13 protein-coding genes are annotated in these 14,322 nt (G+C 34.7%); 6 read left to right on the top strand and 7 right to left on the bottom strand.

Annotation, left to right across the window (positions count from 1 at the left end):
• Nucleotides 1–37 precede the first annotated feature (37 nt).
• Nucleotides 38–973, bottom strand: coding sequence for a phosphoribosylaminoimidazolesuccinocarboxamide synthase (locus tag MY04_RS08890; protein WP_066208769.1), 936 nt, complete (start codon nucleotides 971–973; stop codon nucleotides 38–40).
• A 348-nt stretch (nucleotides 974–1,321) separates the two neighbouring features.
• Between MY04_RS08890 and MY04_RS08885 the strand changes: the two genes are divergently transcribed.
• Nucleotides 1,322–1,657: a hypothetical protein gene (locus MY04_RS08885; RefSeq protein ID WP_066208767.1), complete on the top strand. Its 336-nt coding sequence runs from the start codon at nucleotides 1,322–1,324 to the stop codon at nucleotides 1,655–1,657.
• Between the two features lie 14 nt (nucleotides 1,658–1,671).
• Here the strand turns inward: MY04_RS08885 and recN are convergent, their stop codons facing one another.
• On the bottom strand, nucleotides 1,672–3,327 hold the full coding sequence (gene recN / locus MY04_RS08880; protein WP_066208765.1) for a DNA repair protein RecN: 1,656 nt from the start codon (nucleotides 3,325–3,327) through the stop codon (nucleotides 1,672–1,674).
• 130 nt (nucleotides 3,328–3,457) lie between these two features.
• Between recN and yjjX the strand changes: the two genes are divergently transcribed.
• A complete protein-coding gene (gene yjjX, locus MY04_RS08875) occupies nucleotides 3,458–4,006 on the top strand; it encodes an inosine/xanthosine triphosphatase (RefSeq protein ID WP_066208763.1) in 549 nt (182 codons plus the stop codon).
• Here the strand turns inward: yjjX and MY04_RS08870 are convergent.
• A complete protein-coding gene (locus MY04_RS08870; protein WP_066208761.1) occupies nucleotides 4,001–4,633 on the bottom strand; it encodes an AlbA family DNA-binding domain-containing protein in 633 nt (210 codons plus the stop codon). The genes yjjX and MY04_RS08870 overlap by 6 nt on opposite strands.
• 324 nt (nucleotides 4,634–4,957) lie before the next feature.
• Here MY04_RS08870 and MY04_RS08865 point away from each other — a divergent pair, with 324 nt between their 5' ends.
• Complete coding sequence (locus MY04_RS08865) at nucleotides 4,958–6,094, top strand: THUMP domain-containing class I SAM-dependent RNA methyltransferase (RefSeq protein WP_236941106.1); 1,137 nt, start codon at nucleotides 4,958–4,960, stop codon at nucleotides 6,092–6,094.
• 58 nt (nucleotides 6,095–6,152) lie between these two features.
• On the opposite strand, the gene MY04_RS08860 is transcribed toward MY04_RS08865, so the two are convergent.
• The 3 genes from MY04_RS08860 to MY04_RS08850 form a co-directional block, all read right to left on the bottom strand.
• Nucleotides 6,153–6,791: a hypothetical protein gene (locus MY04_RS08860; protein WP_066208757.1), complete on the bottom strand. Its 639-nt coding sequence runs from the start codon at nucleotides 6,789–6,791 to the stop codon at nucleotides 6,153–6,155.
• A 137-nt stretch (nucleotides 6,792–6,928) separates the two neighbouring features.
• A complete protein-coding gene (locus tag MY04_RS08855; RefSeq protein WP_066208755.1) occupies nucleotides 6,929–8,110 on the bottom strand; it encodes a DUF1501 domain-containing protein in 1,182 nt (393 codons plus the stop codon).
• 2 nt (nucleotides 8,111–8,112) lie between these two features.
• Complete coding sequence (locus MY04_RS08850; RefSeq protein WP_066208753.1) at nucleotides 8,113–9,483, bottom strand: DUF1800 domain-containing protein; 1,371 nt, start codon at nucleotides 9,481–9,483, stop codon at nucleotides 8,113–8,115.
• A gap of 146 nt (nucleotides 9,484–9,629) precedes the next feature.
• Here MY04_RS08850 and MY04_RS08845 point away from each other — a divergent pair, with 146 nt between their 5' ends.
• Nucleotides 9,630–9,893: a hypothetical protein gene (locus MY04_RS08845; protein WP_066208750.1), complete on the top strand. Its 264-nt coding sequence runs from the start codon at nucleotides 9,630–9,632 to the stop codon at nucleotides 9,891–9,893.
• Between the two features lie 33 nt (nucleotides 9,894–9,926).
• Nucleotides 9,927–11,087, top strand: coding sequence for a sigma-54-dependent transcriptional regulator (locus MY04_RS08840; protein ID WP_066208746.1), 1,161 nt, complete (start codon nucleotides 9,927–9,929; stop codon nucleotides 11,085–11,087).
• Nucleotides 11,088–11,141: 54 nt separating this feature from the next.
• Here MY04_RS08840 and MY04_RS08835 read toward each other — a convergent pair whose 3' ends face one another.
• Nucleotides 11,142–12,263 carry an acyltransferase family protein gene (locus MY04_RS08835; protein ID WP_066208744.1) on the bottom strand — a complete coding sequence of 374 codons (1,122 nt, stop codon included), beginning with the start codon at nucleotides 12,261–12,263 and terminating at the stop codon, nucleotides 11,142–11,144.
• Nucleotides 12,264–12,615: 352 nt separating this feature from the next.
• Between MY04_RS08835 and pgi the strand changes: the two genes are divergently transcribed.
• Nucleotides 12,616–14,262: a glucose-6-phosphate isomerase gene (gene pgi / locus MY04_RS08830; protein WP_066208742.1), complete on the top strand. Its 1,647-nt coding sequence runs from the start codon at nucleotides 12,616–12,618 to the stop codon at nucleotides 14,260–14,262.
• The last annotated feature ends 60 nt before the right edge of the window (nucleotides 14,263–14,322 follow it).

The raw sequence follows: 14,322 nt of genomic DNA, 5'->3' as shown, positions 1-14,322 counted from the left end.
AGACGTTTCTTAATGCAAAAATACAAGGATCTTGATTTTATCCTAATTCATTTTTGATAGAATTGAAAATTTCTTCTTCAATGTGATGATAAGAAGCTTTTTCAAAAGTTTCGCCTGTTATGTTTTCGTAAAGTTCAATATATCTATCAGAAACAGAATTTACAAACTCTTCTGACATAAATGGCTGTTTTTGTCCATCTTTTCCTTGGAAGCCATTTTCAATAAGCCATTGTCTTACAAATTCTTTTGATAATTGTTTTTGTGGCTCATTATTTTTTTGTCTTTCCTCATATCCTTCTTGATAGAAGTATCTTGATGAGTCTGGAGTATGTACTTCGTCGATGAGGTAAATTTCGTTATTAAATTTACCGAATTCGTATTTGGTATCGACTAGAATTAAACCTCTTTCGTTTGCAAACTCTTGTCCTTTTGCAAAAAGTGCTTGCGTATATTCTTCTAGTTTTAGATAATCCTCCTCACTTACGATACCTTGAGATAAGATTTCTTCTCTTGAGATATCTTCATCATGTCCTTCTTTAGCTTTAGTAGTAGGAGTGATGATAGGGTTAGGAAGACGGTCATTTTCTTTTAAGCCTTCAGGAAGAGTCACACCACACAAGATACGTTTTCCTGCTTTGTATTCTCTCCAAGCATGACCTGCTAAATATCCTCTAATTACCATTTCAACAGCAAAGGCATCGCATTTTTTACCAATGTGAACGTTCGGATGAGGAGCAGATTCTAGCCAATTAGGTACGATGTCACCAGTAAGTTTAAGAAACTTTTCGGCAATTTGATTCAGTACTTGTCCTTTGTAAGGAATAGCTCTATCTAGTACTACATCGAAAGCTGAAATTCTATCTGATGCGACGATAGCGATTTTTTCATCGAAGAAATAAACATCTCTTACTTTACCTTTATAGACATCCGTTGCGTTTTCGAATGAAAGGGTTGTACTCTTAATTGCGTCCATGTTTTATAAAAATGATGTACTAAAACTAAGTTTAGAATAAAAATTCGCTGCAAACATACACAGTAACTTTCATTTATTACAATTTTTTTAAGTAACAATTTCGATCTTAAAAATTTAAGCTGCGTAAATTAAGATGTAAATACAGCGATTAATGTTACCCCTATTATAATTATCACTTATAATTTTTCTACGAAAAAATATAATAATTTATTGAAAGTTTGGAACTTAAAATTTATATTTGGAAAGAATGATAAACGTTCATCGATTATCAACTGATAATAATACAACAATTCAATAGGGTGATTTTTTTGCAATAACAACTATTGTAATTATTAAATATTTTTTCTCATGTTAAATCTAGAACACAAAGAATTAAGTAAAGTTGCAGGCCGCTACACTGGAAAACTTTTTAAGGTGGTAGACGACTTTAAATATGAAGTAGAGGCACAAACCTCTCTAACATTTGATGAAAGTAATAATCTTCATCTTGAGATATTCATGGATGGATGTGGTAGTGGAGAAATGTGCTTACTAACCAAGGAGGTAAATAATGATGTGTTTGAGGTGTGTTGTGATGATGCTGATGAACACTTATCTGGAAAAATAGATGCTTATAATAAAATGTTAAGCTTCAAAGTAGAAAGTCCTAGAAGCGGTGAAACAGAATTTGTTGGTTGCCTCTAGAGCTCTCAGAAAAATTATTTAATACCGATAAGATCCTTTGCAGATTGTATAGCACCTTCTGAAGGTTGAGCACCCCCAATCATTTGTGCGATCTCGTTGATACGCCCTTCCTGATCTAACGTTTTGATTTTACTGACTGTAGCGTCACCCTCATGATCCTTAAATACATAGTAATGTTTAGAGCCTAGCGCAGCAATCTGTGGTAGGTGGCTAATAGTAAATACCTGATGGCTTTTTCCCATTTCTTCCATGATGTTTCCTACTTTGATGGCAATTTCTCCAGATATACCTGTATCGATTTCATCAAATATAATGGTTGGTAAAGAAGTTTTACTGGCTAGAATATACTTAATAGCCAACATTAAACGAGAAAATTCACCTCCAGAAGCTACTTCACGAAGTGCCTGTGGAGCACGACCTTTGTTTGCTGTAAATAGCACTTCAACCTCATCAATACCAATAACAGTTGGTTCAGTTATACGGTGATCAATTTGAATTTGTCCATTTGGCATTCCTAAATCAGCCAATGTTTTATTTAATTCTTCAGATAGAGGAACAATAGCATTTTTACGAGCTTCTGATAATGTCTCAGCAATTTCCATTAAAGCCTCGTATGCTGCTTTCTTTTCTGTTTCTGCTTCTAATAAAGCTTCGTCAAAGCTTTCTACTTTGTCCACTTTACTACGGATAGATTCTCTTTTTTCGATTAATTCCTCAAGGTCTTGTACTCTGTGTTTTTGTTGTAAAGCATAAACAGTGTCCAATGTCTCTTTAATCATGAATATTCTTTCCTGATCGAAGAATAAAGCATCCTCTTCAGTTTCGATTTCAGAGATGATATCTCTTAATTCTATATGACAACTATCTAAACGATCTCGAATTTCTGATAATTTCTTAGAGTAATCAGATAACCCATTCAAATCTGTAATTGAAGAATAGATACTTGTATCAGCAGAAAAATCAGATCTACTTAATGTTTCAAGAACAGTATTTAAAGCTACTTTAATGTTCTCTGCATTTTCTAATTTTTCCAATTCCATTTCCAATTCTGCTTGGTCAATGTCATCTAAATTGGCATCATCAAGCTCTTTTAATTGGAATTGATTGAATTCAAATTCTTCTTTAATCTGATTGTATTCATCTAGAAGTTGTTGGTAAGACTGTGCTGTTTTTCTGTATTCTTTATAAGCTACAAACACATGCTCCACTTTTTTCTCTAGTTGACCATAAGCATCTACCAAGTTTAATTGATAAATATTTGAGCCCAATTGCAAAGTATCGTGCTGAGAGTGAATATCCATCAGCTTTTCGCTGATTTTCTTCAATACATCCAAACGTACAGGAGTGTCGTTTATAAACGCTCTTGATTTTCCACTAGGTGTGATTTCTCTTCTTAGAATAGTTACTTTCTCATAATCTAGCTCAAGATCTTTAAAAGTACTTTTTAATTTATAAGAGGAAATATTAAATGTACCTTCGATAATACACTTCTTTTCATTATCAAATAGTGCTTTGCTGTCTGCTCTTCCACCTTTTAGTAGGCCTAAAGCTCCAAGCATAATAGATTTACCAGCACCAGTTTCACCAGTGATAATGTTCAGCCCTTTGTCAGGATCAATTTCTGTATGCTCAATAAGTGCATAATTCTTTATCAATAGATTCTTTAACATAACGCGGAATATATAGTGTTTTGAAGGTTTCTTCTAGTTTTTTACGTTTGTATTCAAAGATAATATTTTTGATGTCTCAAAAATGAGAAAAAAATCTTCTTTTGCCAAATTTAATAGAATTGTTTAAAAAATGAATAAAAAAATAGTCGTCGCATCAAAAAATCCAGTAAAAATTAATGCTTCACTGGAAGGAATGCAAAAAATATTACCAAAAATAGATTTTGAGGTGGAAGGGATAGATGTGCCTTCTGGAGTTTCTGATCAGCCAATGTCAACTGAAGAAACATGGCAAGGAGCATTAAATAGAGCAACAAATGCCAAAGCCAAAGCAACTGATGCGGATTATTGGGTAGGCATGGAAGGAGGCATCGATAAAGATGATGAAGGAAAGATGTTTGCTTTTGCTTGGATGTGTGTAATTGATAAAGATGGTGATATTGGAAAAGGAATGACAGGTGTTTTTTACCTTCCTCCAAAAGTACAACAACTTGTAGAGGAAGGAATCGAGTTAGGTTATGCTAACGATAAGGTGTTTAACGAACATGGTTCCAAACAAAAAGGAGGTGCGGTAGGTTCACTCACTTTTGGTGCCGTCGGAAGAACGGAATATTATGTGCAAGCTTTAGTCTTGGCCATGATTCCTTTAATAAATAAGGAAATGTACAAAGAAGCCTTATAAAGAATAGAACACGGCCTTTTCGAAGGTGTGCTCACGAAGAAGCCCGAAATACAGTAACTCATTCACTGTTTTTCGGGCTCTTCTTTCCGAAAAATTCACTAACTGACAGAATTTTTTTAATGTGATTTTTTCATTCTCATATAAATACACTAATAACGATTTCTCCTGTCGGGATAATTTTCTTTTTAAAGGACGTATTGATTGTGTGATGCCTTTTTTCTGAATTTTCTCCTGTCGTTCTGACATCAAAACACTTTTATCGTTGAAGCGAACATAAGTTTGCCATTCTCCTTTTTTTGATAATGCACGATGTGGTTTAAACTCAGAATTAGGAATTTTGAGCATTAATACCAACCCGTCATCCGTCTCAATAGTAGAAAATTTAACATGAAGTGGGGGGTGAATATTGTATTTGATAATCTCATCGGCCACATATTGTTCCTCGAAAGGGTCAATGCCATTGATACTATGGTCATCGTTTACACCCACTAAAAGGATCCCTCCTTGTGTATTAGCGATGGAAGAAACCGTCTTTGCAAAACGGTCAGGCTTGGTCACTCTTTGCTTGAATTCTAAGTTGCGACTTTCGCCTTTTTTAATCAGCTGTCGTAATTGATATTGATTCATCACTTTGAGTTTTATAGTTATGCTGCACGTATTTAGAAATTGAATCGCTTACCCAGTCTAAATTTTGTGCTTCTTTAAATATACCAAAAATATCTTGATTTTGCTATCGAAAGGGGAGCTTAAAGTATTGATTGTTTATAAATTAACTGAAGTTTCATGTTGTTTTAAAATAAGCCATTAGATGAAAACAGAGAGCAAAGAATTTTACTTCGACCTCCTAATGAATCAAAATATATCAATAACTTATTTCAATAAATAAACAGAAACTATATCAATCCATATGAAAAGAATTAACTTTGTGACTTCATCAAAAAGAATAGAAAATTGACTGAAAATACTTTCTCGATGACCGCCAAAACATTTTTTGGTTTAGAAGAGGTCTTAAAACAAGAATTGATCAATATTGGAGCATCAAAAGTAAAAGCGGGTAGACGTGCCGTTACTTTTGAAGGTGATCTTGAAATAATGTATAAAGCCAATTTACATTGTCGTACGGCATTAAAAATCTTGATGCCGATCAAAGAGTTTAATGCACGTAATGAAAATGATTTATACGAGAAAGTAAAGAAGGTCAATTGGGCAAAATATATTGATAAAGACGGTACTTTCGCTGTCGATTCTACCGTATGGTCAGACTCTTTCAGACACTCTAAATATGTAGCCTTAAAAACAAAGGATGCTATTGCCGATCATTTTATGGAGGTGTTTAGAAGAAGACCAAACGTAAAAATTAAGAATCCCGATATTCAGGTACACATTCATATTTCTCAGCAAAACTGTATTCTATCTTTAGATAGTTCTGGTGAGGCATTGAATAGAAGAGGATACCGTTCTGAACAAAAAGCAGCGCCTTTGAACGAGGTTCTTGCAGCAGGACTTATCTTAATGACAGGGTGGAAAGGTGATCGTCCTTTCTTGGATCCAATGTGTGGTTCAGGTACGATAATCGTCGAAGCAGCAATGATCGCTTCAAACACACCTCCAGGTTTAAAAAGAAAGTTTGCTTTTATGAACTGGCCAAAATATGATAGAAGACTTTGGAATCAGATATTCAGGGATGCTAAAAGAGCAATTAAAGAAATTGATGTTCCAATCGTAGGTTCAGATATCGATAGAAGTGCTATTGAAATAGCTATGGCCAATGCGGGTCGTTCGGGATTAGACGAAGATCTTAGAATTTCTAAGCAAAGTTTCTTCGATAGAAAATCGATTGGTGAAAACGGTATCATTATTTGCAACCCACCTTACGGGGAAAGAATCGGTAAAGACATCGAAGAACTTTATAAAAATATGGGCGACAAGCTGAAGCAGGACTTCTCAGGCTACGACGCATGGATCTTCTCTGGTAATATGGGAGCGTTAAAACATGTTGGTCTACGACCTAGTAAAAGAATAGAACTATACAATGGTGCAATCGAATGTAGGTTGGCCAAATATGAAATGTACAGAGGTACAAAATAAATGAGATATGAAAAAAGGGAAGCGTTTTGCTTCCCTTTTATTTTATAGTGAATTAGGATTATTTTCCTTCAATTTTGATCACTTGAACTTTAACGTCTTTTTCTTCTGCACCAAAGTTCTCATCCAATTCTTTTTTGATAGTCTTTTGAACTTCTTTACCATCTTCAAGGATCACATCAGCTTTAATAACTACATCTTGATTTTCGATTTGAACATCAATAGTTTTAATATTTTTGATGTTCTGCCCATGTTCCTTTTCTATTTCTTCAGAAATTTCCTTTTCAAAACCTTCATCAGAAATAAACATTCCTTTTTTAGGAGAAATTTCTTCACCTTCATCAGATTTCCAAGTAAACGTATTTTCCTCATCAGATACATTAATCGTTGTATTTGATGCTGAGTTCATCGCCTTTACAAAGACTTCTTTGGCTAGAGTAATTGTTTTTTCTTCTTTTTTACCTTCTTTATTGGTGATCGAAGCTGTTACCTCAAATTGATCATCATTGATATTAATATCTTTGATTTCATAATCAACTATATCAGCACCAAATGCTTCTAGCATTTTCTCGCTTTTTTGTACATCAACATCTTTCTTGATGACAATATGTTTTTCAACTTTCTTTTCAGATTTTTCTTGACAAGAAACGAATAAAGAAAAGGTAATTATTAGAGTAAGTACAGTCTTTAAATATGTCATAGCGGAAGTCGTAAATAACTTTTAGAAAACAAATATTCATTTTGAAATATTTGTAAAGCAAAGTTACAAAAAAGCATAACTAGACCTTAGATTTTAAGGAATTTAACCTTAAACATTGTACTTATTTTCTTATTAATTTAAACAACAGAAAGACTTGGCAGATTTTTTTTCAATATCAGATGGTTATCGACTTTTAGCCAATTATCTAATAGGTTGGCATATATAGATCTAAAATCTACTTGATGTACCAAATCTCCTCTGTATAATTCCTTTAAATTCGGCCCCTCGTTGTACAATCCTGCCTTTTTTAGGTTTTCTCCAATGATAAATACATTATTGGCAGCACCATGGTCAGTTCCACCAGAAGCATTTTGTTTCACTCTTCTACCAAACTCAGAAAAAGTAAGGATCACTGTGTCTTTAAAAGCATCGTTTTTCTTTAAGTCTTTAACGAATGCACTTACACAATCCGAGTAATCTTTCAGAAGACCATTTTGTTTGTTTTTCTGATTGGCATGCGTGTCAAAACCTCCCAATGATGCATAGTACACTTTGGTATCCATTCCAGAAACAATCATTTCGGCAATGCTTTTTAAATGATGTCCCAAGTTAGAATTAGGATAGGCACTGTTTGAAGAATACACTTTGCCATGATCAAATACATATTTAGCCGATTGATGCGCCTCCGCTAATGTTTTGTAAAGATACCCTTGATTATTCTCATTAAGATCCTCTTGTTCTGACAATGCGTTAAATTGATCTGATTTCAATTTAAAGTAAAGTGATTTAGAATCTTCTAAAGCCAATCCTTTGATATTCTTACCTTTCATTGCTAAAGAAAGAGTATTGTCCATTTCAATACCTTCTCTTGCAGAAGTACAATGCGAATCTAAATAACGACCTAACCAACCAGTATTCAAATACTCATTAGTATCAGATGCAGTGTGCCAAATATCCATACTTCTAAAGTGTGAACGGTTGGGGTTAGGGTACCCTACATTATTTATTACAGAAAGATAACCTTCATTGTATAAATCGGCTAAACCTTTCATTTGTCCATTCAATCCCAAATCATTATCTAATTTAAGGACATCAGATTTTTGAATAGCAATTTGAGGTCTTGCCTTATAATATAGGTCGTCTAAATAAGGAACGACTGTATTTAATCCATCATTTCCTCCAGAAAACTGTATCACTACTAATCTCTTTCCCTGATAAGGCGAGAAATCCTTACCCATTGTCTGTTGAAGAAAAAGTGGTGTAAATAAGGTGCCTGTGGTAAGCAATGATGTGCTTTTTAAAAAATCTCTTCTGTTCATAATTAGCAAAGTTGATATTCTGGTAAGGATAATAATTGAATCATTCGATCTTTGAAAGAGGATAGCTGATGTTGATCAAGGTAGTTTTGAGCATCATCAGAAAGTTCACCTCGAATCATAATATTGGCAAGTGTACATTTCTTTTCTTCTTCTTGATGTAACCCCTCTACATTAGACCATTTGATATCACCCTGAAACTTCCCTAACTTTTTCATTTTCCTTTTATTCTCGTTAGGGTTCACATCGTAATCTTCTTTAAATGCAATAGGTATTATGCCATTATTTAGAAGAATAGATGGCAATCGTAATCGCATGGCCAATCGACTACTATCAATCCAAGTCGTATCTCCAGGCCAACCTGCAACATTAGGAGGGAAGTAGAGTTCTTGTCCTAAGTTTCTTTGTAAGATAAGCCAAACTCTTTCACTTTTGGGTTGAAGATCAAAAGTGCGTTTTAACCCGACGATTAGCTCAATTGGGCTTTTGATTTTAGCACCAATCACATCATTACTATAAAACCATTTTGATGTAAAAATGTGATGCATCAAAATGGAAATATCATAATTGTTATTATAAAATACAGAGGTAATTTCCTCTAGGTGTTTCTCGTTAATATCAGGATGGACAAATTCCTTGTAGATTTTCTGACAGATGAATCGAGCACATTGTTTTTTCTCTAAAATCATCTCGATCACATCATCACCACCAAAGTTACCTGTTTTTCCAAAGATGGTTTTTTCTCCTTTATCGTGTTGTCTTTCATTAAAACGATAAGTACCATCTTTTTTATTCGACCATCCAGTAAATGCTCTAGCAATTTCTTTTACATCATTCTCAGTATATTCTTGATCTCTGCCTAGTGTAAAAAGCTCGCACAACTCTCTTGCAAAATCCTCATTTGGCGATTTCTTTTTGTTCTGACGAAGATGTAGATACTTTATCATAGCCGCTGATTTAGCTACTTCAGTGACCAATGTTTTAAAACTTCCCAAAGAGTTTGATCTTAATACATTGGTATATTGAACCGCATTGTATGGGTTGACAATCCTACAAGCAAAGTGACCATGCCAAAAGAGTGTCATTTTTTCTATCAATGGATCTTTTCCAGTAGACATCTGATCGATCCAATGGATATTAATGTCTCTAGAAAGCTTACGCATTTCTTTTCTCATATCCATTTTTTCATCAGCAGACATTTGCATGTAATTCGATGAAAATTCGGGGAGATCAAACTTTAGTAACTCAGGATTTTTAATACTGGTTAAAGGTGTAATCCAATCTTTGTTGTTTACTACCTCATCGGCCTCTTTTTTATTGATACCAAAGCCTGCTCTAGAATACAGATGTAATAGTTTACGATAGTCTTTTTTCATTGTTTATAAGTAGTGCGGTTTATTATTAGACAGTTAATCTACCCAATAAAACAGACAGATGGAACATTTTAAGAAAAAATAATTTGGGATTGCTTCCTTGATAGCTATTTTTGGAGTATATTTTTAACAACTACCTCTTTATCATAATGAGAAGAAATTTTAATGCAGCTGGAACATCTATTGATGACCTGATTTCAGAAACAGAAAAACAATGTAATTACTTTAAAAGTAAAGTTTCCGCAAATAAGCTTGAAGTTGCTATTTTAACTCCTACTAATAAAGAGCCATTACCTGCTTTAGATGTAGCTAAAGTAATGGAAGTAATCACTAAACATTTTGCCGACGCTGAAATGGATTTTGATTTTGGCGAATGTCAAGGCAATGAGTACTGCGTAGAGGTAGCCTGGTAATTAAAAAATTTTTAAAAGTCTAATTGAAACAGAATGCCAAAGAAAATTCTGATTATCGATGACGAAAAGAGTATCCGATATACACTTAGAGAAATCTTAGAATTCGAAAACTATGAAGTGGACGAAGCAAAAGATGGAGAAGAAGCATTGGAGAAATTGGTAGTCAATAATTATGACGTTGCACTTTGTGATGTTAAAATGCCAAAGAAAGACGGTATTGAAGTGCTCACTAAAGCTATGGAAATGGGTAAAGCTCCCCAATTTATTATGATTTCTGCCCATGCAAACATCGATATAGCCGTAGATGCAACTAAAAAAGGTGCCTTTGATTTTATCTCAAAGCCGCCGGATTTAAATAGATTATTATTAGCAGTTAGAAATGCACTTGATAAAAACTCATTAGTTCAAGAGACTAAGGTGTTGAAAAAACAAGTAGCTAAGAAATACGACATCATTGGTGAGTCTGAGCCTGTTCAGTTAATGAAGGACACTATCGAAAAGGTAGCACCTACAGAAGCGAGAGTTTTGGTTACAGGTCCAAATGGTGCTGGTAAAGAATTGGTAGCACGTTGGATTCATGGGAAATCACCACGATCTAAGCAGCAATTGGTGGAGGTGAACTGTGCTGCAATTCCTTCTGAATTAATTGAATCTGAATTATTCGGTCACGAAAAAGGATCATTTACTTCAGCACACAAGCAACGTATTGGTAAATTCGAACAAGCTAACGAAGGAACACTATTCCTAGATGAGATTGGCGACATGAGTTTATCTGCTCAAGCAAAAGTGCTAAGAGCGTTACAAGAAAATAGAATCACTAGAGTAGGTGGCGATAAAGAAATTAAGGTAAATGTTCGTGTTGTTGCTGCAACAAACAAAGATCTTAAAGCCATGATCAAATCGGGTGATTTTAGAGAGGATTTGTACCACCGTTTAAGTGTTATTGTCATCAAGGTTCCATCATTGTCTGATAGAAAAGACGATATTCCATTATTGGTGAAAAAATTCTTGAAAGATATTGCTGGTGAATACGGTAAACCTGAGACTCAGATAACAGATGAGGCTTTGGAAAAACTGAAAGAACCAGAGTGGACAGGTAATATTCGTGAACTTAGAAACGTAGTAGAAAGGTTAACGATTATGAGTCCAACAGAGATAACAAAACAAGATGTTGAAATGTTTGCTTTCTTATAAGCAATCAAAATAAAATATAGGCCGCCTTATTTAATAATAGGGCGGCCTGTTTTTTTATGAGTGAACCAATGGTTCTTTTTCTTCTTTCGACATCAAATACTCCTTTCGTTTCTTATTTAAATAGTGACGAATAGGTGTGTCCACATATTTCATCATCAAAAAGCCAAAGACCAAACTGATCATAATACTTATGCTTGAGATAAATAATTGATCGTCTAAACTAACCGTTTTACTTTTGATGTAATTTAAGAAGATAAATGCTCCCGAAATATGTGTCATGTACAATGGGTAGGATAAATCTCCCAAGAACTTACACCCTGATTCTAAAGTGGAGTTCGTTTGAGCCCCCGCTCCAATGGATAAGATCAGAGGGAATAGTATCATTACAATAATTGACTCTGTAATCCAATCATTATTTACATGAGGATAGAAGAAACAACCCAGCAAAAGAAGTAAAGGGAGGAATAATCCTAACTTATTCTTCCAAATCAAATTGAATTTGTAGACCACTAAGCCTGCGATAAAAGAGTAGGTTACTCTAATAAATCCTCCAGTAAAAGTAGGGAAGTCCCATCCACTGTTAATCCATCCATCAGCATGTGCTTGATAAATCATAAATGCTCCAGCCACACTCAAAGAGGCTACTAACCATTTTTTATTCATTTTCCACAATACCACTCCATACACAATACTGATGATGTATTCAAAGAATAACGACCAAGCAGGGGAGTTGAAAGGGAATAATGCATCCATTCTATAAGGAAGAATAGGTGTTGGAATAAGAAAGATTGAGCCTAAAAAGGAGATACTCATTTTCTCCCAGCCTACAGACCAAACGTCGGTAACAAAAGGATCTATCAAGTAGGCAATTAAGCCGATAATAGAACCTACAATAACCAACGGATGAAGTCGGATTAGACGGTTAATGAAAAAGTTTTTTGCACCAATTTCTTTCATTCTGTGATTGTAAGCATAAGCAACGACAAACCCAGAAAGACAAAAGAAGAAATCTACCGCTAGGTAACCATGACCAAGAATATTGGTCTCATAATCGTCTAAATAGACGAGCTCTAAGTAATGGAAAATAAGGATGATGATTGCAGCAACACCTCGGAGACCATCCAAAATATGGAAGTGAGGTTTGCTTTTTGAAATTAAGTTGGTTCGATTTAGCATTTCTAGTAAGTATATTGACAGTAGACCTGTCGAGGTTTAACATAAATAGTCACTCAAAACTACTTTTCGGGTGATTTTGAAAAGATGAAAAATTGACCAATAATGTGTTTTCAATAAAAACTACCTCATTTCATGTATAATTTTTACCTCTTACGGAATTACCTAATTATTAATTCATGTTTAATTATAAACAAAACAATCCGTTGCATTTAAATTAGGGACAAAAATCACCAAATCCTTTACTTTTTCCCCTTGATCCCCTCAGATAAAAATGTAATTTTGTGACGGTGTTGAAGAGCCCATATTTTATGGCATCATCACAATCAAACTTATAATAAAAAGTATCATAATCATGTTGAAACAAATCAATCCAACATCAACAAACGCTTGGAAAGCTTTGGAAGCACACTTTGAAACAATGAAAGATGTGCAAATGAAGGATCTATTTGATACAGACGCTTCAAGAGCAGAAAAGTTCTCACAAACATTCGAAGATATTTTTGTTGACTATTCAAAGAACATTATCAACGATGAGACCCTAAAACTATTACTAGATCTTGCAAAAGAAACAGGTGTAGCTGAAGGTATTCAAAGTATGTTCAATGGAGAGCATATCAACGAAACTGAAGATAGAGCAGTATATCACGTTGCGTTGCGTAACCAATCAAACACTCCAATGGAGGTTGATGGTGAGGACGTAATGGTAGAGGTAAATCACGTACTTCGTCAGATGAAAGAATTTTCAGAAAAAGTAATTTCTGGAGATTGGAAAGGTTACTCAGGAAAATCAATTACTGATGTGGTAAACATTGGTATCGGTGGTTCTGATTTAGGTCCTTACATGGTGACAGAAGCATTGAAGCCTTACGCTACAAACGTAAATATTCATTATGTATCTAACGTTGATGGTACTCATATTTCTGAGACACTTAAAACATTAGATCCAGAAACAACAATGTTCATTATTGCTTCTAAGACGTTTACAACTCAAGAAACAATGACGAACGCGAACTCTGCAAGAACTTGGTTCTTAGAGTCAGCAAAAAGCGAAAACCACATCATGATGCACTTCGTTGCTTTGTCAACTAACGAAGAAAAAGTACGTGAATTTGGTATCGCTCCTGAAAACATGTTCCGTTTCTGGGACTGGGTAGGTGGCCGTTACTCTTTATGGTCGGCAATCGGTCTTTCTATTGCTTGTAACATCGGTTTCGATAACTTCGAAGAAGTATTGAAAGGTGCTCACGCAATGGATAACCACTTCAAATCAGCTGAATTTGGAGAGAATCTTCCTGTAATTTTAGCAGTATTGGGTGTTTGGTACAATAACTTCTATGGTGCTGAATCTCATGCATTGCTTCCTTACGATCAATACATGCACCGTTTCGCCGCTTATTTCCAACAAGGAGATATGGAATCGAACGGTAAATATGTAGATAGAGCGGGTAACCCTGTAGACTACCAAACTGGTCCAATTATTTGGGGTGAGCCTGGTACAAACGGTCAGCACGCATTCTACCAATTGATCCACCAAGGTACGAAGTTGATTCCTGCTGACTTTATTGCTCCAGCGGTATCACAAAATCCAATTTCTGATCACCATCCAAAGTTATTATCAAACTTCTTTGCACAAACAGAAGCATTGATGACAGGTAAGACTGAAGAAACTGTTGTAGCTGAATTTAAAGCTGCTGGTAAATCAGATGAGGAAATCGAAAGATTGAAAACATTCAAGGTATTTGAAGGTAACCGTCCGACAAACTCTATCTTGATGAAAAAATTAACTCCATTCACTTTAGGTGCATTAATCGCTATGTACGAGCATAAGATCTTTGTTCAAGGTGTAATTTGGAACATTTTCTCTTACGATCAGTGGGGTGTTGAGTTAGGTAAGCAATTGGCTAACAAAATCCTTCCTGAGTTGCAAGATGATGAGAAAATCACTTCACACGATTCTTCTACGAATCAGTTGATCAACAAATACAAAGAAATGAGATAGTTGTCTCTTTTCGCATCAATTATTTGATGATAATAAAGCCCGTTCAATACAAATTGATCG

The sequence above is a fragment of the Flammeovirga sp. MY04 genome, assembly GCF_001682195.2.
GTDB lineage: Bacteria > Bacteroidota > Bacteroidia > Cytophagales > Flammeovirgaceae > Flammeovirga > Flammeovirga yaeyamensis.
The sequence above is the reverse complement of the archived record's forward strand: the minus strand, read 5'-3'. Positions and strand labels throughout refer to the sequence as shown.